The sequence below is a fragment of the Streptomyces sp. NPDC043427 genome (assembly GCF_056436655.1).
Map to the genome: position 1 here is coordinate 495,792 of NZ_JBWKCC010000002.1, position 18,619 is coordinate 514,410.

At 71.8% G+C, this 18,619-nt stretch carries 17 protein-coding genes; 11 read left to right on the forward strand and 6 right to left on the reverse strand.

Annotation, left to right across the window (positions count from 1 at the left end; translation table 11 throughout):
- Positions 1 to 123: 123 nt before the first annotated feature.
- Positions 124 to 1,572: an NAD(P)H-quinone dehydrogenase gene (locus AC067M_RS06160; RefSeq protein WP_478695776.1), complete on the reverse strand. Its 1,449-nt coding sequence runs from the start codon at positions 1,570 to 1,572 to the stop codon at positions 124 to 126.
- A gap of 178 nt (positions 1,573 to 1,750) precedes the next feature.
- Here AC067M_RS06160 and AC067M_RS06165 point away from each other — a divergent pair, with 178 nt between their 5' ends.
- The 4 genes from AC067M_RS06165 (at position 1,751) to AC067M_RS06180 (ending at position 5,227) form a co-directional block, all read left to right on the forward strand.
- Entirely contained in the window at positions 1,751 to 2,188 is a 438-nt protein-coding gene (locus AC067M_RS06165; protein ID WP_478695777.1) for a gamma-glutamylcyclotransferase family protein, read from the forward strand.
- Positions 2,189 to 2,238: 50 nt separating this feature from the next.
- Complete coding sequence (locus tag AC067M_RS06170) at positions 2,239 to 2,463, forward strand: hypothetical protein (RefSeq protein WP_478695778.1); 225 nt, start codon at positions 2,239 to 2,241, stop codon at positions 2,461 to 2,463.
- Positions 2,464 to 2,620: 157 nt separating this feature from the next.
- Entirely contained in the window at positions 2,621 to 3,445 is an 825-nt protein-coding gene (locus AC067M_RS06175) for a purine-nucleoside phosphorylase (protein WP_478695779.1), read from the forward strand.
- Positions 3,446 to 3,583: 138 nt separating this feature from the next.
- A complete protein-coding gene (locus AC067M_RS06180; RefSeq protein ID WP_478695780.1) occupies positions 3,584 to 5,227 on the forward strand; it encodes a phospho-sugar mutase in 1,644 nt (547 codons plus the stop codon).
- Positions 5,228 to 5,317: 90 nt separating this feature from the next.
- Here AC067M_RS06180 and AC067M_RS06185 read toward each other — a convergent pair whose 3' ends face one another.
- Positions 5,318 to 6,538, reverse strand: coding sequence for an FG-GAP-like repeat-containing protein (locus AC067M_RS06185; protein ID WP_478695781.1), 1,221 nt, complete (start codon positions 6,536 to 6,538; stop codon positions 5,318 to 5,320).
- Between the two features lie 331 nt (positions 6,539 to 6,869).
- On the opposite strand from AC067M_RS06185, the gene AC067M_RS06190 reads away from it, so the two are divergent.
- The 3 genes from AC067M_RS06190 to AC067M_RS06200 all read left to right on the forward strand — a co-directional run bounded on the left by AC067M_RS06190 (position 6,870) and on the right by AC067M_RS06200 (position 10,459).
- Positions 6,870 to 8,060: an NAD(P)/FAD-dependent oxidoreductase gene (locus AC067M_RS06190; protein WP_478695782.1), complete on the forward strand. Its 1,191-nt coding sequence runs from the start codon at positions 6,870 to 6,872 to the stop codon at positions 8,058 to 8,060.
- Positions 8,061 to 8,087: 27 nt separating this feature from the next.
- Positions 8,088 to 9,026: a sigma-70 family RNA polymerase sigma factor gene (locus AC067M_RS06195; RefSeq protein WP_478695783.1), complete on the forward strand. Its 939-nt coding sequence runs from the start codon at positions 8,088 to 8,090 to the stop codon at positions 9,024 to 9,026.
- Positions 9,027 to 9,277: 251 nt separating this feature from the next.
- Positions 9,278 to 10,459 (forward strand): hypothetical protein, encoded by a 1,182-nt coding sequence (locus tag AC067M_RS06200; protein ID WP_478695784.1) that lies wholly within the window; start codon positions 9,278 to 9,280, stop codon positions 10,457 to 10,459.
- 6 nt (positions 10,460 to 10,465) lie between these two features.
- Here the strand turns inward: AC067M_RS06200 and AC067M_RS06205 are convergent, their stop codons facing one another.
- Both AC067M_RS06205 and AC067M_RS06210 read right to left on the reverse strand, forming a co-directional pair.
- Positions 10,466 to 12,151 (reverse strand): hypothetical protein, encoded by a 1,686-nt coding sequence (locus tag AC067M_RS06205; protein ID WP_478695785.1) that lies wholly within the window; start codon positions 12,149 to 12,151, stop codon positions 10,466 to 10,468.
- A 133-nt stretch (positions 12,152 to 12,284) separates the two neighbouring features.
- Positions 12,285 to 12,983 (reverse strand): PH domain-containing protein, encoded by a 699-nt coding sequence (locus AC067M_RS06210; protein ID WP_478695786.1) that lies wholly within the window; start codon positions 12,981 to 12,983, stop codon positions 12,285 to 12,287.
- 148 nt (positions 12,984 to 13,131) lie between these two features.
- On the opposite strand from AC067M_RS06210, the gene deoC reads away from it, so the two are divergent.
- From deoC to AC067M_RS06225, 3 genes are read left to right on the forward strand one after another with little or no spacing between them, the layout of a single operon-like run.
- Positions 13,132 to 14,094 carry a deoxyribose-phosphate aldolase gene (gene deoC, locus AC067M_RS06215; RefSeq protein WP_478696000.1) on the forward strand — a complete coding sequence of 321 codons (963 nt, stop codon included), beginning with the start codon at positions 13,132 to 13,134 and terminating at the stop codon, positions 14,092 to 14,094.
- A 5-nt stretch (positions 14,095 to 14,099) separates the two neighbouring features.
- Positions 14,100 to 15,536 (forward strand): aldehyde dehydrogenase family protein, encoded by a 1,437-nt coding sequence (locus AC067M_RS06220; RefSeq protein ID WP_478695787.1) that lies wholly within the window; start codon positions 14,100 to 14,102, stop codon positions 15,534 to 15,536.
- The gene (locus AC067M_RS06225) at positions 15,529 to 16,422 is read left to right on the forward strand and encodes an aldehyde dehydrogenase family protein (protein WP_478695788.1); all 894 of its coding nucleotides are present in this window, start codon (positions 15,529 to 15,531) and stop codon (positions 16,420 to 16,422) included. The genes AC067M_RS06220 and AC067M_RS06225 overlap by 8 nt, the downstream gene beginning before the upstream one ends.
- Positions 16,423 to 16,529: 107 nt before the next feature.
- Here AC067M_RS06225 and AC067M_RS06230 read toward each other — a convergent pair whose 3' ends face one another.
- The gene (locus AC067M_RS06230) at positions 16,530 to 16,922 is read right to left on the reverse strand and encodes a hypothetical protein (RefSeq protein ID WP_478695789.1); all 393 of its coding nucleotides are present in this window, start codon (positions 16,920 to 16,922) and stop codon (positions 16,530 to 16,532) included.
- A gap of 128 nt (positions 16,923 to 17,050) precedes the next feature.
- On the opposite strand from AC067M_RS06230, the gene AC067M_RS06235 reads away from it, so the two are divergent.
- Positions 17,051 to 17,686 carry a uridine kinase family protein gene (locus tag AC067M_RS06235; protein WP_478695790.1) on the forward strand — a complete coding sequence of 212 codons (636 nt, stop codon included), beginning with the start codon at positions 17,051 to 17,053 and terminating at the stop codon, positions 17,684 to 17,686.
- 165 nt (positions 17,687 to 17,851) lie between these two features.
- Here AC067M_RS06235 and AC067M_RS06240 read toward each other — a convergent pair whose 3' ends face one another.
- Positions 17,852 to 18,595 carry a SigE family RNA polymerase sigma factor gene (locus AC067M_RS06240; protein ID WP_478695791.1) on the reverse strand — a complete coding sequence of 248 codons (744 nt, stop codon included), beginning with the start codon at positions 18,593 to 18,595 and terminating at the stop codon, positions 17,852 to 17,854.
- Between the last annotated feature and the right edge of the window lie 24 nt (positions 18,596 to 18,619).

The following is an 18,619-nucleotide window of genomic DNA, read 5'->3' on the forward strand; positions in this document are numbered from 1 at the left end:
CGCCGAATAGCAGAAGTTGTTCGCACACAGGGGCGGGAGGTGGTATAGAAGCCCATTCCTGTCGCCTATGCCGTCCGCATGGGCCACAACTCCCCGTGACCAGCGGGGAGTCGGATCCGGCCGTCAGATCTCGTCGCCCGCCTTGCGCGTGTGCAACTGCCGCGCCACCTCCGCGATCGACCCCGAAAGAGAGGGGTACACGGTGAAGGCGTTCGCGATCTGTTCGACCGTCAGATTGTTGTCGACGGCGATCGAGATGGGATGGATCAGTTCCGAGGCGCGCGGCGCCACGACCACACCGCCGACGACGATCCCCGTACCCGGACGGCAGAAGATCTTCACGAAGCCGTCCCGGATGCCCTGCATCTTCGCGCGCGGGTTGCGCAGCAGCGGCAGCTTGACGACCCGGGCGTCGATCTTCCCCCCGTCGACATCGGCCTGCGTGTAGCCCACGGTGGCGATCTCGGGGTCGGTGAAGACGTTGGAGGAGACCGTCTTGAGGTTGAGCGGAGCCACCGCGTCGCCGAGGAAGTGGTACATGGCGATACGGCCCTGCATCGCGGCGACGGACGCGAGCGCGAAGACCCCGGTCACGTCACCGGCCGCGTAGACACCCGGAGCCGTCGTCCTGGAGACCTTGTCGGTCCAGATGTGCCCGGACTCGCGCACCCGGACCCCGGCCTCCTCCAGGCCGAGCCCGGCGCTGTTGGGGATGGCACCGACGGCCATGAGGCAGTGCGAGCCGCTGATGACCCGCCCGTCGGCGAGGGTGACCTCGACACGGTCGCCGACGCGCTTGGCGGACTGGGCGCGGGAGCGGGCCATGACGTTCATGCCGCGGCGGCGGAAGACGTCTTCGAGGACGGCCGCGGCGTCCGGGTCCTCACCGGGCAGCACGCGGTCGCGCGAGGAGACCAGGGTGACCTTGGAGCCCAGCGCCTGGTACGCGCCGGCGAACTCGGCACCGGTGACACCCGAGCCGACCACGATGAGCTCCTCGGGCAGCTCGGTGAGGTCGTAGACCTGGGTCCAGTTCAGGATGCGCTCGCCGTCGGGCTGGGCGTCGGGCAGCTCGCGCGGGTGACCACCGGTGGCGATGAGCACGGCGTCGGCGGGGAGGGTCTCCTCGGTGCCGTCGGCGGCGGTGACGACGACCTTCCGCGACCCGTCGAGGGCCTGCATGCCCTCCAGCCGGCCGCGGCCACGCAGGACCCGGGCGCCCGCGCGCGTGACGGAGGCGGTGATGTCGTGGGACTGCGCGAGGGCGAGCCGCTTGACACGCCGGTTGACCTTGTCGAGGTCCACCCCGACGACCCGGGCGGCCTGCTCCATCGGTGGGGTGTCGTCGGCGACGATGATTCCCAGCTCCTCGTAGGAGGAGTCGAAGGTGGTCATCACCTCGGCCGTAGCGATAAGGGTCTTCGACGGCACGCAGTCGGTGAGCACCGACGCTCCGCCCAGACCGTCGCTGTCGACGACGGTCACCTCCGCGCCGAGCTGAGCGGCCACCAGGGCCGCTTCGTATCCGCCGGGTCCGCCACCGATGATCACGATCCGAGTCACGTACTCCATTGTCCCGTACGCCCCCGGGAAGGACGGCCTGGGGGGCGGCCCGAGACACCACTGTTACGGGAGAGGTGGAAGCGAGTGATCGTTACAGGAGAGGCAGAGGCGACCATGCCGCTGCGGAGAGGCGGCCGAGACCGCCGTTACGAGCGAGGCCGGCCAGCCGCTGCCGTACTCTCGACGCATGTCGCTCTACGCCGCGTACGCCGGCAATCTCGACGCCCGACTGATGACGCGCCGCGCCCCCCACTCGCCGCTGCGCGCCACCGGCTGGCTGAACGGCTGGCGGCTGACCTTCGGCGGCGAGCAGCTGGGCTGGGAGGGAGCGCTGGCGACGATCGTCGAGGACCCGATCGGGCAGGTCTTCGTCGCGCTCTACGACATCGCCGAGATGGACGAGGAGTCGCTGGACCGCTGGGAGGGCGTGGGTCTCGACATCTACCGGCGGATGCGGGTGCGCGTCCACACCCTCGACGGCCAGGAGCCGGCCTGGGTGTACGTCCTGAACGCCTACGAGGGCGGACTCCCCTCGGCCCGCTACCTCGGTGAGGTCGCGGACGCGGCGGAGTCGGCGGGCGCGCCGCACGATTACGTGATGGAGCTGCGGAAGAGGCCTTGCTGAAAGGGGGTGGCTCCTGGACTCGAGGCATCGGCGTACCCGTGGGAGATCGCATGGCCCCCCTCACGTACGACGTCTACTGCACGGTGCAGGCGGCCGAGGCCCGCGACCGGCTCGACGACCAGCACCGCGCCGCGTTCGACAAGGGCATCGCCCTGCCGGCCCGCGCCCCGTTCCTCTCGAAGTCGCGGCCCATAGGGTCCACCGGCGACGACCGCACGATCCGCCTCACCCGGAACATCCTCGGGAGTACACGGTCAGCCGCGGCCGTCTGCTGATCTTCGTCGTCGAGGTCTTCAACGACAGGGACGTCCTGATCACGGACGTCTGACGGTCGCGCGGCGACCCCTTGGTTGGAAACGACAAGACAACGATCGCCCTCCCGTTGGCTCTGTCATCTACGCGCGTAGGCCGGGACCGGCTAATCTCGTCGGCGTGAACGCATCTCTTCTTCCGGACGACATCCAGGGCGACCCCCACGCCGCCGCCGACGCCGCGGCCGCGCGCCTGCGCGAACTGACCGGCGCCGAGACCCACGACGTCGCCCTCGTGATGGGCTCCGGCTGGGCGCCGGCCGTGGGCGCGCTGGGCGCGCCCGACGCCGAGCTCCAGGTCACCGAGCTGCCCGGCTTCCCCCCGCCGGCGGTGGAGGGGCACGGCGGCAAGATCCGCTCGTACCGGATGGGCAACAAGCGGGCCCTGGTCTTCCTGGGCCGCACCCACTACTACGAGGGTCGCGGCGTCGCCGCCGTCGCGCACGGCGTGCGGACCGCGGTGTCGGCCGGCTGCAAGACGGTCGTCCTGACCAACGGCTGCGGCGGCCTGCGCGAGGGCATGCGCCCCGGCCAGCCCGTCCTGATCAGCGACCACATCAACCTCACCGCCACGTCCCCGATCGTCGGCGCGAACTTCGTGGACCTGACCGACCTGTACTCGCCCCGGCTGCGCGCCCTGTGCAAGGAGGTCGACGCCACCCTGGAGGAGGGCGTCTACGCCCAGTTCCCCGGCCCGCACTACGAGACCCCGGCCGAGATCCGCATGGCCCGTACCATCGGGGCGGACCTCGTCGGCATGTCCACGGTCCTGGAGGCCATCGCGGCCCGTGAGGCGGGCGCCGAGGTTCTGGGTATCTCCCTCGTGACCAACCTCGCCGCCGGTATGACCGGCGAACCCCTCAACCACGAGGAGGTCCTCCAGGCGGGCCGCGACTCGGCGACCCGGATGGGCAGCCTGCTGGCCCAGGTGCTGGGCCGCCTGTAGAGCCGAGCACTTCGAGACGCCGGTCAGGCAATCTCAGCCCGTCCGGCGCTTGAGGACGAGGCCGTCCAGGCCGAAGGGGGGTCTGGGGGCGCAGCCCCCAGGTGCCCGGACACAAGACGACGAGAGGTTGACCCCGACGTGCACGACGACGACCTGATCGCCAAGGCAAAGGCATGGCTCGCCGAGGATCCCGACCCGGAAACCCGCACGGAACTCGCCGAGCTCATCGACACCGGCGCCCACACCGAACTCGCCGCCCGCTTCGGCGGCACCCTCCAGTTCGGCACGGCGGGTCTGCGCGGCGAACTCGGCGCCGGCCCCCTGCGCATGAACCGCTCGGTCGTGATCCGCGCCGCCGCCGGTCTCGCCGCGTACCTCAAGGAGCAGGGCCGTACGGACGGTCTCGTCGTCGTCGGCTACGACGCCCGCCACAAGTCGGCCGACTTCGCCCGCGACACCGCCGCGGTCATGACGGGCGCGGGCCTGCGCGCCGCGGTCCTCCCGCGCCCCCTCCCGACCCCCGTCCTCGCCTACGCCATACGGCACCTGGGCGCGGCCGCCGGCGTCGAGGTCACCGCCAGCCACAACCCGCCCCGCGACAACGGCTACAAGGTCTACCTCGGCGACGGATCCCAGATCGTCCCGCCCGCCGACGCGGAGATCGCCGCCGAGATCGACGCGATCGGCAGCCTGCACGACGTCCCGCGGCCCGACTCCGGCTGGGAGATCCTCGACGACTCGGTCCTCGACGCGTACCTCGCCCGCACGGACGCCGTGCTGGCCGACGGCTCGCCGCGTACCGCCCGCACCGTCTACACGGCGATGCACGGCGTCGGCAAGGACGTCCTCCTCGCCGCGTTCGCCCGCGCGGGCTTCCCGGAGCCGGTCCTCGTCGCCGAGCAGGCCGAGCCCGACCCGGACTTCCCGACCGTCTCCTTCCCCAACCCGGAAGAGCCCGGCGCGATGGACCTCGCCTTCGCGAAGGCCCGCGAGACGGCCCCGGACCTGATCATCGCCAACGACCCGGACGCCGACCGCTGCGCCGTGGCCGTCAAGGACGGCGGTGCAGGCGGGGACTGGCGCATGCTCCGCGGCGACGAGGTGGGCGCGCTCCTCGCGGCCCACCTGGTCGCCCGCGGCGCCCAGGGCACCTTCGCCGAATCCATCGTCTCCTCCTCCCTCCTCGGCCGGATCGCCGAGAAGGCCGGGCTCCGCTACGAGGAGACCCTCACCGGCTTCAAGTGGATCGCCCGCGTCGACGGCCTGCGCTACGGCTACGAGGAGGCCCTCGGCTACTGCGTCGACCCCGACGGCGTACGCGACAAGGACGGCATCACCGCCGCGCTCCTCATCACGGAACTGGCCTCCGAGCTCAAGGAGCAGGGCCGCACCCTCCTCGACCTCCTCGACGACCTCGCCATGGAACACGGCCTGCACGCCACGGACCAGCTCTCGGTGCGCGTCCAGGACCTGTCGGTCATCGCCGACGCCATGCGCCGACTGCGCGAGCAGCCGCCCACCGAGCTCGCGGGCCTGCCGATCGTCAAGGCGGAGGACCTCACGCAGGGCACGGCCCACCTCCCGCCGACCGACGGCCTGCGCTACACCCTCGACGGCGCCCGCGTCATCGTCCGCCCCAGCGGCACAGAGCCCAAGCTGAAGTGCTACCTGGAGGTCGTCGTCCCGGTCGAGTCGCCCGCCGCCCTCCCGACGGCCCGCGCCAAGGCGGCCGACCTCCTGACGACGATCAAGCGCGACCTGTCGGCAGCGGCCGGCATCTGAAGGCACGGTCCCGGCTGCCAACCGGGGGCCGGGGCTCATGCGAAAGGGCCTCCGCCGGAAGCGGAGGCCCTTTCCCTCGGTCACCCTCGGTCAGAAGAAGCCGTTCAGGTCGAACCAGCCGTCGGCCGTCTCCGCGCGCGAGTCCAGCGTGCCGTTGCCGCGGCCCTGGTACACGAGCTGGCAGCCGACACCCCGGCAGCTCTCGCCGATGTAGCTGCTCTTGGTGGTGGTGACGAGGTCGGCGAGGCCGTCGCCGGAGACATCGCCCAGGCCCAGGAACGTCTCCATGACGTTCCAGCCGCTGTTGCCGATCAGTACACGGGACCCGAGGGCCCCGGCCTTGCCCGGGTACAACCACAGCTGCCCGGTGGAGGCCTGGCGGGTGATCAGGTCCGCACGGCCGTCACCGTTCATGTCGCCCGCCCCGACCAGGGCGCTCATGCCGTTCCAGCCGCTGTTGCCGATGAGCTTGCGTGCACCGAGGGTGCCCGTGCTGGTGCCGGGGTACAGCCAGAGCTTGCCCGTGGCCTTCTCGACGGCCAGCACGTCCGAGCGGCCGTCGCCGGAGAGGTCGCCGTAGGCGACGATCCGGCTCATGGCGTTCCAGCCGCCGTTGCCGATGAGCTTTCGCGTACCGAGGCTGCCGGTGCCGGCGCCCGGGTACAGCCACAGCTTCCCGGTGGACGCCTCGCGGGCGATCACGTCCTCACGGCCGTCACCGCTGAAGTCGCCGTGCCGGACGAGGGCGTTCATGGCGTTCCAGCCGCTCTTGCCGACCAGCTGCCCGGTGCTGTCGCCGCGCAGGAACCACAGCCGGCCCGCCTTGTCCCGGACGAGGACGTCGGCCTGCCGGTCGGCGTTCAGATCACCGAAGCCCGCCGCCTGGGGCGCGGTCGGCGCGTACCAGTCCGGGTAGGCCGCGAACCAGCACTCCCGCTCGGTGGCGACGAAGCTCACCGAGCTGACGCTACGGTGCGAGTAGCCCCACTCGGTGCCCGCGGGGTCTGGGGCCCACGAGGAGACGCCGCCGGTCTTGCTGTAGTTCGCATCGTCGTGCAGACAGGCGAACTTGGACGTCCGGTTCACTACGGACTGGAACGTGTTGTCCCAGGTTCCCAGCGTCGCCTTGTTCGTGTTCGTCTTGAACATCGTGCCCGTGCCGTTGTCGCTCTTCCAGGCACAGAAATAGCCCGCCGGGCAGTCGCTGATCGCGGCCTGCGCGGGCGCCGCGCCCGCACCGAGGAGCCCGAGCGAGGTGAGCCCCAGCGTCGTGGCCAACGCGGCCAGGCGCCGGAGCAGTGATATGCGCATGTCTTCCCTCCCTGAGGCGGCACGGAGAAACACTCGACGTGCCGCTGGAGGAAGATACCTTGCCGACGATCACTGGTCAGGTGCCGACCTGGCGCCGTACATCGGCGGGGGCCTTCCTCCATGGGTACGCCTGCGGATCCCCCGGCTTCGGAGGGCAACTGGTTCTCAAGCCCTGCGTGTCCGCGACCTCGCCGATCTGACAGGCCACCCCGAGATGCGCGTCGGCCTCTTCGCAGACCCGGGCGCGGTGACCCACGTCACACTCGGCTCCTGTCAGCAATCGGGGCGCCGTCTCGTTCAAGGGGCACGCGAACGAGACAGGAGCATCGCCATGAAGCACCGCATCGTCGTCCTCGGCGCCGGATACGCCGGGGCCTTCGCCGCCGGGAACCTGGCCCGTCGGCTCTCCCCCGCCGACACCGAGATCACCGTCGTCAACGCCGTGCCCGACTTCGTCGAGCGGATGCGGCTCCACCAACTCGCGATCGGCCAGGACCTCTCGTTCCGCAAGCTCGCCGACGTCTTCGCGGGCACCGGGGTGCGGCTGCGCCTGGCGCGCGTCACCGGCGTCGACCCCGAGCGCAGGACAGTCGCCGTGACCGGCGAGGACAGCGACGGCGAGCTCACGTACGACACGCTTCTCTACACGCTCGGCAGCTCCGTCGCCCGCCATGGCGTCCCCGGCGTGGCCGAGTACGCCTTCGATGTGACCGGCCGGTCCTCGGCGCTGCGTCTGCGCGAGCGCCTGGCCGGCCTGGGCGAGGGCGGCACCGTGCTGGTCGTCGGTGAGGGGCTGACCGGCATCGAGACCGCCACCGAGTTCGCCGAGTCCCGGCCCGACCTCTCGGTCGCGCTCGCCGCCCGCGGCGAGCTGGGCGCCTGGCTCTCCCCGAAGGCCCGCCGTCACCTGCGCCAGGCCTTCGACCGGCTCGGCATCACCGTCCACGAGCACACCGGCATCGAAGCAGTCGAGCCGACACGGGCGATCGCCGCCGACGGTACGTCCGTCCCGGCCGACGTGACCGTGTGGTCGGCCGGGTTCGCCGTGCACCCCATCGCGGCCGCCAGCGGCTTGGAGGTCGCCCAGACCGGCCAGATCGTCGTCGACCGCACCATGCGCTCGGTCTCGCACCCGGACGTCTACGCCGCCGGTGACTGTGCCTACGCGATCGGCGAGAACGGCCGGCCGCTGCCGATGTCCTGCGCCTCGGCCGGCTTCACCAACATGCAGGCGACCGCCGCGATCATCGCGCGCCTGACGGGCAGCAAGGTCCCGACCGTCGGACTGAAGTACTACGGCAACCACATCAGCCTCGGGCGGCGGGACGCGATCTTCCAGATGGTGGACGGGGACGCTCGGTCGAAGTCCTGGTATCTGGGCGGCCGGACCGCCGCGCGGCTCAAGGCGGGCGTGCTCAACGGGGCCGGATTTGGAATCGCCCACCCGACCTTCGGCATACCGAAGCGCAAGCGCCGCCTGGCCACCGCGCCCGACCAGGCCGGTGTGAAGGTCGCAGCCTAGGGCGCGTCGCGCCCTAGGCTGCTGCGCATGGACAGCGCAGCCATCGATCGGTTCGAGGCCAGCCGGGGCCGGCTGGCCTCGCTCGCGTACCGTCTGCTCGGCTCTGCCGCCGACGCCGAGGACGCCGTTCAGGACACGTTCCTGCGCTGGCAGGCCGCAGACCGCGAACGCATCGAGGTGCCGGAGGCGTGGCTGACCAGGGTCGTCACCCATCTCTGCCTCGACCGGCTCCGCTCGGCGCAGGCGCGCCACGAGCGCGCTGCCGGAGACTGGCTGCCCGAACCACTCCTCGAGGGCGACCCGATGCTCGGCCCGGCCGACACCTTCGAGCAGCGCGAATCGGTGTCCTTGGCCGTACTGACCCTCATGGAGCGCCTCTCGCCGGTCGAGCGGGCCGTCTACGTCCTGCGTGAGGCTTTCTCGTACCCGCACGCCGAGATCGCCGGGATCCTCGACATCACCGAGTCCGCGAGTCAGCAGCATGTCCACCGGGCCCGACGCCGGGTCGCCGCCGAGCGCCGCGGCGGCACCGAGGTCGACCCCGCGTCCGCGCGTAAGATCGTCGAGGAATTCCTCACCGCCGCCACCTCGGGGCGCACCGAACGGCTGGTGGCGCTGCTCACCGCCGACGCGACGATGATCTCGGACGGCGCCGGGCTGGCCAGGCGGCTGCTGCGGTACAAGACGCCCGAACGCATCGCCTCCTACGTGCGGGCCGGCTTCAGGCCCACGCCGGCGAAGCGGCGGCTGGCCGGCGGCTCGCCCGCGATCCATATCGCGCTGGTCAACGGCTCCCCGGCCGTCCTCGCCGTGATCGAGGACCGGGTCGTGGGCGCCGTGGCGTTCGAAGTCAGCGACGGCAAGGTCGCGTCCCTGCGCGGCATCGCCGCCGCGGACCGGCTCACGCGCCTCAACGAGGCATGGCGGCACCACGAACCCGACGCGCCGGTCATCAACGCATGGTGACCGGTCCTGCTGTTCCTGCTCGTCTCACGGTCCCGAAGAGCAGTAGGTTCGTGTGGTTGGTGGGGCCGAGCCGTAGGGGTGCGCATGGATGACAGCCCTCGGCCCGGCGCCGGGCGAGACAGGATCTGAGGGACCGGTCGCGCACCCCATCGAGTGATTTCCCCGCGACAGTTGACGCACGCTCCCCGCCCCGCCTCCCTCCCCGGGAAACGGTGGACCGGTACCGTCCGCCGAGTCCTGGAGACCGTGCCGTGTCCTCGACCGCCCCCGAAACCGCCCGTAGCGGCCTCGTGCCGGGCACCCGGAGAGGTCCTCGCGCTCCTGAGCCCGGCCGCCCCGTCCCGGCACTCGGCCGCGCGGCCCCGGCGCTGCTCGCCTATACCGCCGTACGCGCCGCCGGGCTGCTCGTTCTCGCACTCTGGGCGCACCGCAAGCATCGCGGGGTCTGGCCGATCCTGGCGACGCGGTGGGACGCCGACTGGTATCTCGGTATCGCCGATCATGGCTACGCCCGTGCGCTGGGCACGGCGTACGACGCCAACAACCTCGCCTTCTTTCCGCTCCACCCGGTCCTGGTGAAGGCGGTCGCGGGCGTCACCCCGGGTTCCCGCGCCACCGTCGGGCTGTGTCTCGCCGTCGTCGCCTCGCTGGTCGCGGCCTGGGGGATCTTCGCCGTCGGCGACCGGCTGCACGGGCGGCGCGTCGGTGTGCTGCTCACTGTGCTGTGGGCCTCGCTCCCGGTCGGCCTCGTGCAGTGGATGGGTTACACGGAGTCCCTCTTCACCGCCCTCGCCGCCTGGGCGTCCTACGCCGTCCTCGCCGACCGGTGGCTGTGGGCGGGTGCCCTGGCCGCGCTGGCCGGGGTGGCCCGGCCGACCGGCATCGCGGTGGCGGCCGCGGTCACCGTCACCGCCCTGCTGTCCCTGCGCGGCAGGCCCTCGGCGCTGGTGGCCGGCGTCCTCGCGCCGCTCGGCTGGTGCGCGTACGTCGGCTGGGTGGGGCTCAGGCTGGGCCGCTGGGACGGGTACTTCGCCGTACAGCGGTTGTGGCACAACGAGTGGGACGGCGGCCGGGAGACCCTGCGAAGGATGCGGGAGCTGCTGGCGTACGACTCGACGCCCGAGCTGTTCCTCGTGGTGGTGACCGCGACGCTGATCGCCTCGGTGGTCCTCTTCGGCCTCGCGGTGGCGGACCGGCAGCCGGTTCCGCTGCTGGTCTTCACGGGTGTCCTGCTGGCGATCGTGCTGGGCAGCGGCGGCGTGTACTTTCCGCGCGCCCGCTTCCTCCTGCCCGCCTTCCCGCTGCTCCTCCCCCTCGCCCTGCATCTCTCCCGCACCTCCCGCCGCTGCCGGCTGCTCGCCCTTACGGCAGCCGTGGCGGGCTCGGCGTACTGCGGCGCGTACATGGCGCTGGTTTGGCCGAGCGCGCCCTGACGCTGCCTACGGAAGCAGGACCAGCGCCGCCGTCCACGCCACCGCGACGACCACCGCCAGCGGCCACAGCGCCCGCCCGCGCCGCCCCTCGTCGCTCTCGCCGCCCGGCCTGGCCGAGGGCTCACGCCACATCGCGGCGATCTCGGCGGCCGTCCGCTCGTGCGGATGCAGCAGGTCGGCCCTGCGTTCCAGCCACCGCCAGCGGGCCGAGGGCACCGTCCACTCGTCGAAGGACGCCCGGTGGCTGTCGATCACCAGCTCGCCCCGCTTGGCCAGGACGACCCGGATGTGGTCCCAGGCGACGTGCTGGGTCCGGCGCAGCCCACTGACCCACAGGCCGGTGCTGTCGGCGGTGACCCGCCAGGCGAGGAGGTTCGGCAGCATGAACACGGCCACGGCGCCGGTGACAGCGCCGGGAACGTAACGCCAGAGGCCGGTCTCGCCCCAGACCAGCACGGCGCACCACAGCAGTCCCAGCGCGGCGTAGAGCCAGTCGGCCCACCCGGCGCGCCAGTGCCGCACGGAGTCGGGGTTCGCGCCGCCCGGCGCCTCGGTGACGGCAGCCGCGGCCACCAGCCGCAGCTCCTCCTGCCGGGCCTCTCCGGCCGCGCTCTGCTTCTGGTGCGCGATCCGCTGCCGTACGGAACCGTCGGACAGGGGGCGTACCGGCCCCGTCGACCGCTCCACCACGAGCGGCTCGTCCGGCTCCTCAGCGGCGCTGACCAGCAGGATCTCGGCGCCGTCGCAGGGCAGCCCGTACAGGACGGCCTCGCGCAGGGGGCCTGGTGTGTCGTCGTCGAGACGGTCGAGGATCTCGGCCACTTTCTTCGCGTCGGCCTCAGGGTCGTCCGGTTCGCCGGAGTCCTCGTCCCCGTCCTCGTCCTCTTCCTCATCCACCTCCGTGGTCGCGACAGTGAACAGGGGCCGCAGCGCCGCCGTGTCGTCAGCCGCGTACACCTCGGCGTCGATGTCCGCGTTCTGCCGCACCAGCACCCGCAGCACCGGTGCGGGCGCCCGGCGCAGGGCTGCGGCGCGGCTGCGGCCCAGGGCGGCGGAAAGGGCGACGGTGACGCCGAGTCCGACGACGTACCAGCCGAGGACCAAAGCCGACTGCCGGCCCCCGGTCCCGTCCCAGAGCCTTGCGGTGGCGACCAGTACGACACCGACGACGGCCAGGACGGCCCCGACCAAGCCGAGCAGTTGCCCGCGCCGCACCGGGCCTCCCGTGTCCGGCAGCTCGGCCGCCACGCCCCCGGTGGCCGCCCGCACCGCCTCCCGCTGCCGCTTCCGCGCGGCCAGCCGCAGCTCGGCGGGCGCCCACAGCAGCGCCGACGCCAGTACGAGGCCCAGGGCCCCCGTCCACGGCAGCGCTCCCCGGTACACGAGAACCAGACCTACGACCACCGGCGCCGAGAACCGTAGGGCCTCGGGCCGCGCCACCAGCCAGACGAGTTGCAGCGCGCAACCCGCGGCGACCCAGGCGGGCAGCTCGGTGAAGGAGGCCAACAGTCCGGCCGCTCCGGCGGCGAACAGCAGCACCGTCACCACGGCCGACGTCCGCACCCGCACCGGCACCCAGCGCGGCGGCAACGCCTCCGTCCAGCGGAGCGCCTGCTCCGCGTCCCAGGGCGGACAGCCGTCGGGTATCGCGGAGGGCGGCAGGGGCAAGGGGCGCCCGGGGGCCGTAGTCATGTGTTTCTCTCCATCTCCGGCCACGCGAAGCGCCGACAAGAGGCGCGGGGAACTGCGCGAATCAACCACAGCGGACCCTAAGCCGCCGTACGACCTCGACCGACGTCGCCCCCTCGGCCGCCCTACAAGAAACTCACCTCACCGCCAGCAAAATCCCCAACAATGCCGCCCCCGCCACCGCCGGCCCCGCGATCTCCCACGCCCACCGCACAGTCACCTCACCCTGCGCGGACGCCTCCTTCTCCCGGGCTTCCCAGAGCTCGCGCAGTTCGTCCATGACCTTGTCGGTCTCGGCCCGCATGGGCCCGTCCGCGACGACCCCTCCCCGGCCCCCACCGGAGAAGCCGCCCAGACCGTCCCCCAAGCCCCGGGCCGACCGACCGCGACCACCCGAACCCCCCTCCGCCGCCCGCGCCTGCCTCCGCGCCGCCTTCTTGCGAGCCCGCAGCGAGACGGGGATGGCCCACAGCTGGTATTTCGTCGCGGACTTGGCGACGACCTCGTTGGAGTAGCCGGAGCGGAGCCCGGAGACCTGCCCCCAGGGCAGCACGATCACGCGGAACGGGTTGCGGATGCGCAGCCGGTCCTGATTGGCGAAGACGGCCGGCCGGAGGGTGAAGGCGACCACCAGCGGCAAGACGAGGATCATGGTGGCGAGGGCCAGCCACGGCGTGCGGTCGCGGCCCGCGACGAGCGCGTCGATGCCGAGCCAGCCCACGATGGCGAGCAGCAGGACGCCACCGGCGATGGCCGCGGGGGACCGGTAGATCCGGTCCTTGGGCTCGGGCACGGGGGGCTGCGGCGCGGGAGACTGGTCGTCGGGGGTCGTCATGGTCCCGATTCTGCACGACGGGGTGGAGGGCGCTCATGAGTGGTGGCACAGCGGTGACACAGCGGTGCTCATGTGTGGTCGCACAGCACGGAACGAGCACCCGGGGCTGTACAGCCGCTACGCGCGTAGATATGCTCGTCTGGTGACCATGCCCACCAATGCACCCACCGCAGCAAACGCTCTGGCGGACGTCACCGCGTCCGACAGCTCACTGCGCCGTTTCCTCCACGGGCTGCCCGGCGTCGACGCGGTCGGCCTGGAGGCGCGCGCCGCCTCGCTCGGCACCCGTTCCATCAAGACGACCGCCAAGGCGTACGCCATCGACCTCGCCATCTCGATGGTCGACCTGACGACGCTGGAAGGCGCCGACACCCCGGGCAAGGTCCGGGCGCTCGGCGCCAAGGCGGTCCACCCCGACCCGACCGACCGCACCACCCCCGCCACGGCCGCGGTCTGCGTCTATCCCGACATGGTGGCCGCCGCCAAGGAGGCCGTCGCGGGTTCGAGCGTGAAGGTCGCCTCCGTCGCCACCGCCTTCCCGGCCGGTCGCGCCGCCCTCGACGTGAAGCTGTCCGACGTGCGCGACGCGGTCGCCGCGGGCGCCGACGAGATCGACATGGTCATCGACCGCGGGGCGTTCCTCGCGGGCAGGTACATGAGGGTGTACGACGAGATCGTCGCCGTGCGGGAAGCCTGCGCGACCTCCGCCCGCCTCAAGGTCATCTTCGAGACCGGCGAGCTCTCGACGTACGACAACATCCGCCGCGCCAGCTGGCTCGGCATGCTGGCCGGGGCCGACTTCATCAAGACCTCGACCGGCAAGGTGGCGGTGAACGCCACCCCCGCGAACACGCTCCTGATGCTGGAGGCCGTCCGCGACTTCCGCGCCCAGACCGGGGTACAGGTCGGGGTGAAGCCCGCCGGCGGCATCCGTACCAGCAAGGACGCGATCAAGTTCCTCGTCCTGGTCAACGAGACCGTCGGCGAGGACTGGCTGGACAACCACTGGTTCCGCTTCGGCGCCTCCTCGCTCCTGAACGACCTGCTGATGCAGCGCCAGAAGCTGGCCACCGGCCGCTACTCCGGCCCCGACTACGTGACGGTGGACTGATCACCATGGCACCCGTATTCGAATACGCCCCGGCTCCCGAGTCCCGCGCGATCGTCGACATCGCGCCCTCCTACGGCCTGTTCATCGACGGCGAGTTCACGGAGGCGGCCGACGGCAGGGTCTTCAAGACGGTCTCGCCGGCGACGGAGGAGGTCCTCTCCGAGATCGCCCAGGCGGGCGCGGAGGACGTCGACCGCGCGGTCAAGGCGGCCCGCAGGGCCTTCGAGAAGTGGTCGGCGCTGCCCGGCACCGAGCGCGCCAAGTACCTCTTCCGCATCGCCCGCATCATCCAGGAGCGCAGCCGCGAACTGGCCGTTCTGGAGACGCTGGACAACGGCAAGCCCATCAAGGAGACGCGCGACTCCGACCTCCCCCTGGTCGCCGCCCACTTCTTCTACTACGCGGGCTGGGCCGACAAGCTCGCCCACGCCGGCTTCGGCGCGGACCCGCGTCCGCTGGGCGTCGCCGGCCAGGTCATCCCCTGGAACTTCCCGCTGCTGATGCTGGCGTGGAAGATCGCCCCGGCGCTGGCCACCGGCAACACGGTCGTCCTCAAGCCCGCCGAGACCACTCCCCTCTCGGCCCTGTTCTTCGCGGACGTCTGCCGCCAGGCGGGCCTGCCGAGGGGTGTCGTCAACATCCTTCCCGGCTACGGCGACACGGGCGCCGCGCTCGTCGCGCACCCGGACGTCAACAAGGTCGCCTTCACCGGCTCCACGGCTGTCGGCAAGGAGATCGCCCGCACGGTCGCGGGCAGCCGCAAGAAGCTCACCCTCGAACTGGGCGGCAAGGGCGCGAACATCGTCTTCGACGACGCCCCGATCGACCAGGCCGTCGAGGGCATCGTCAACGGCATCTTCTTCAACCAGGGCCAGGTCTGCTGCGCGGGTTCCCGTCTGCTGGTCCAGGAGTCGATCCAGGACGAGCTGCTGGAGTCCCTCAAGCGCAGGCTCTCCACCCTCCGCCTCGGCGACCCCCTCGACAAGAACACCGACATCGGCGCGATCAACTCCGAGGAGCAGCTCACCCGCATCACCTCGCTCGTCGAGCAGGGCGAAGCGGAGGGCGCCGAGCGCTGGTCCCCGGCCTGCGAAATCCCCTCCGCCGGCTACTGGTTCGCCCCGACGCTCTTCACCAACGTCACCCAGGCGCACACCATCGCCCGGGACGAGATCTTCGGCCCGGTGCTGTCCGTCCTCACCTTCCGCACCCCGGACGAGGCGGTCGCCAAGGCCAACAACACCCCGTACGGCCTCTCCGCGGGCGTGTGGACGGAGAAGGGCTCCCGCATCCTCGCGGTGGCGAACAAGCTCCGCGCGGGTGTCGTCTGGTCCAACACGTTCAACAAGTTCGACCCGACCTCGCCGTTCGGCGGCTACAAGGAGTCGGGCTTCGGCCGCGAGGGCGGTCGCCACGGCCTGGAGGCGTACCTCGATGTCTGACCGCCTGACTGTCTTCAAGACCTACAAGCTGTACGTCGGCGGGAAGTTCCCGCGTTCCGAGAGCGGCCGGGTGTACGAGGTGACCGACGCAAAGGGCAAGTGGCTGGCGAACGCCCCGCTCTCCTCCCGCAAGGACGCCCGTGACGCGGTCGTGGCCGCCCGCAAGGCGTTCGGCGGCTGGTCCGGCGCCACGGCGTACAACCGTGGCCAGGTCCTCTACCGTGTCGCGGAGATGCTGGAGGGCCGCAGGGCGCAGTTCGTCCACGAGGTCGCCGACGCCGAGGGCCTGTCGAAGTCCAAGGCCGCCGAGCAGGTCGAGGCGACCATCGACCGCTGGGTCTGGTACGCGGGCTGGACCGACAAGATCGCCCAGGTGATCGGTGGCGGCAACCCGGTCGCGGGCCCGTACTTCAACCTCTCCTCCCCCGAGCCGACCGGCGTCGTGGCCGTCGTGGCCCCCCAGGAGTCGTCCTTCCTGGGCCTGGTCTCGGTACTCGCCCCGGTGATCGCCACCGGCAACACCGCGATCGTGGTGGCCTCCGAGAAGTCGCCGCTCCCCGCCCTCTCCCTGGGCGAGGTGCTCGCCACCTCCGACGTTCCCGGCGGTGTCGTCAACGTCCTGTCCGGCCGTACGGCGGAGATCGCGACGCCGCTCGCCGCGCACCAGGACGTCAACGCGATCGACCTCGCGGGCGCGGGCGACGACCTGGCGAAGGAGCTGGAGATCGCGGCGGCCGACAACCTGAAGCGCGTCCTGCGTCCACAGCCTGTGGACGAGGTCGACTGGTCGGCGACTCCCGGCATCGACCGCATGACCGCCTTCCTGGAGACGAAGACGGTCTGGCACCCGACCGGATCGCTCGGCGCCTCGGGCTCGTCGTACTGACGGCGGCCCCTGCGCAGCAGTAGGCCCCCCCCCCCCCGCGAAGCAGGAACGAGCAGGCCGCGCCCCTCTCCGTCCGAAGGGGCGCGGCCTGCTTCCCTGCGCGCGGGTCAGCCGCCCAGCGGCCCCGTCGCCTGCCCCACCACCGGAACCGCCCCGATCGACTCCGCCTGCGCCACCGGCCTCGTCACGGCCTGGGAGTCCAGCGGCTGGAAGTCGGCGACCTGGGTGCCGACGCCGTTGTCGAGGGGGTCGACGCCGGTGCCCGCGAGCGGGTTGGGCTTGACGCCCGCGACCGAGCCCGTGACGTGGCCGACCGTGTCGGACAGAGCCTCCGCGCCCGCCTGCGGGTCGATCGTGCCGAGCGAGGCGGGCATCGCGCTGACCGGGGCCTCGGCGGCGGCCGCGGCCGTCGCACCCACGCCCAGCGCCACCCCCGCCGTCGCGAGGGCGGCCAGGGCACGGCGGCCGGTCGGGGTCCGGGGGAAAGCGTGTCGGGCCATCGCGGGTGCCCACTTTCTACTGCGTAAGGTAATGGTGTCGACACGAAGGGTAGTTGAGGTGTGACGCGGGCTTCAAAGCGGACCCGCGGTGTCGTCGGGGTGCCCTCCATGCCTCACACTGGTGTCCCGTGAGTTCCCATCCGCCCATATCCGCGCGCGTCGTGCTGCTCTGCGGCCCCTCGGGCTCCGGCAAGTCCCTTCTCGCGGCCCGCTCCGGCCTCCCGGTGCTGCGGCTCGACGACTTCTACAAGGAGGGCGACGACCCCACGCTGCCGCTGGTGCCGGGCAGTTCCGACATCGACTGGGACCACCCCGACTCCTGGGACGCGGACACCGCGATCGCCGCGATCGTGGAGCTGTGCCGCAGCGGTCGTACGAACGTCCCCGTGTACGACATCGCGCTGAGCGCCCGCACCGGTGAGGACGCCGTGGACATCGGGCGGACCCCGTTGTTCATCGCGGAGGGCATCTTCGCCGCCGAGATCGTGAACCGCTGCCGTGAACTGGGCGTCCTCGCCGACGCGCTGTGCCTGAGCCGCGGCCCGGTGACGACCTTCCGGCGGCGCTTCCTGCGGGACCTGCAGGAGGGCCGCAAGTCGGTGCCGTTCCTGCTGCGGCGCGGCTGGCGCCTGATGCGCGCCGAGCGTTCCATCGTGGCCCGCCAGACGGCGCTGGGCGCGTACGCCTGCGACCGGGACGAGGCGATGGGCCGCCTGGCAGCCGCGGCGGCGGGGCGCTCCGCGCAGACGCGCACGGCGGCCTGAGCGAGCGCGGCCGAAGAGGTCACGCACACGAAAAGCGGGACTGGACGGACCCCCCGGCCCTCCAGTCCCGCTCCCTTTCCCCCGTGCTCCCCCGTACTTCCCCCGTGTCCCCCGTACTCCCCCGTGAGTCCCCCTCTTTTGTTGCTCCCCCGTGTCCCCCCAGCCTCAGGCGACGAGCTCGCCGAAGGCGTTCTCCTCGTCACGGCCGAAGCTGAGGACCTCGTCCTCGCGCAGCCGGCGGAGCGACCGCCAGATGCTGGACTTCACCGTGCCGACACTGATGTCGAGGATCTCCGCGATCTCCGGGTCCGTACGGCCCTCGTAGTAGCGCAGGACCAGCATGGTGCGCTGGAGTTCGGGCAGCCGGGCCAGCGCCTGCCACAGGACCGCGCGCAGCTCGGTGCCGCGCATCGCGTCCGTGTCGCCGGGCGTCTCCGGCAGTTCCTCGGTCGGGTACTCGTTCAGCTTGCGGCGGCGCCACGCGCTGATGTGCAGGTTGGTCATCGTGCGGCGGAGGTATCCGCCGACGGCCGCCTTGTCACTGATCCGGTCCCACGCCTTGTACGTCGAGAACAGCGCGCTCTGCAGCAGGTCCTCGGCCTCGAAGCGGTCGCCGGTCAGGTGGTAGGCGGTTGCGTACAGGGAGGCGCGGCGCTCCTGGACGTAGGCGGTGAACTCCGCCTCCGACAGTGAACGACGCTCCCCCGTGGCCTCCCCGTACGCCGCTCCCCCGTGAGCTTCCCCCGTGTGTGCGTCAACCACCGACATGTATGTGGTGTGCTGACGCCCGGCGCCGCGAGCGCACCCCCGCCCGCTCACGACACCGGACTTCTCGGAACCCCGGCCCCCGTTCACGTCGTGGAGACGCGTGACCACTGCCCTGGTGCTGATGCCGTGCAGCGTGCTCATCTCGCGCCCCCCGTCGTGGACTTA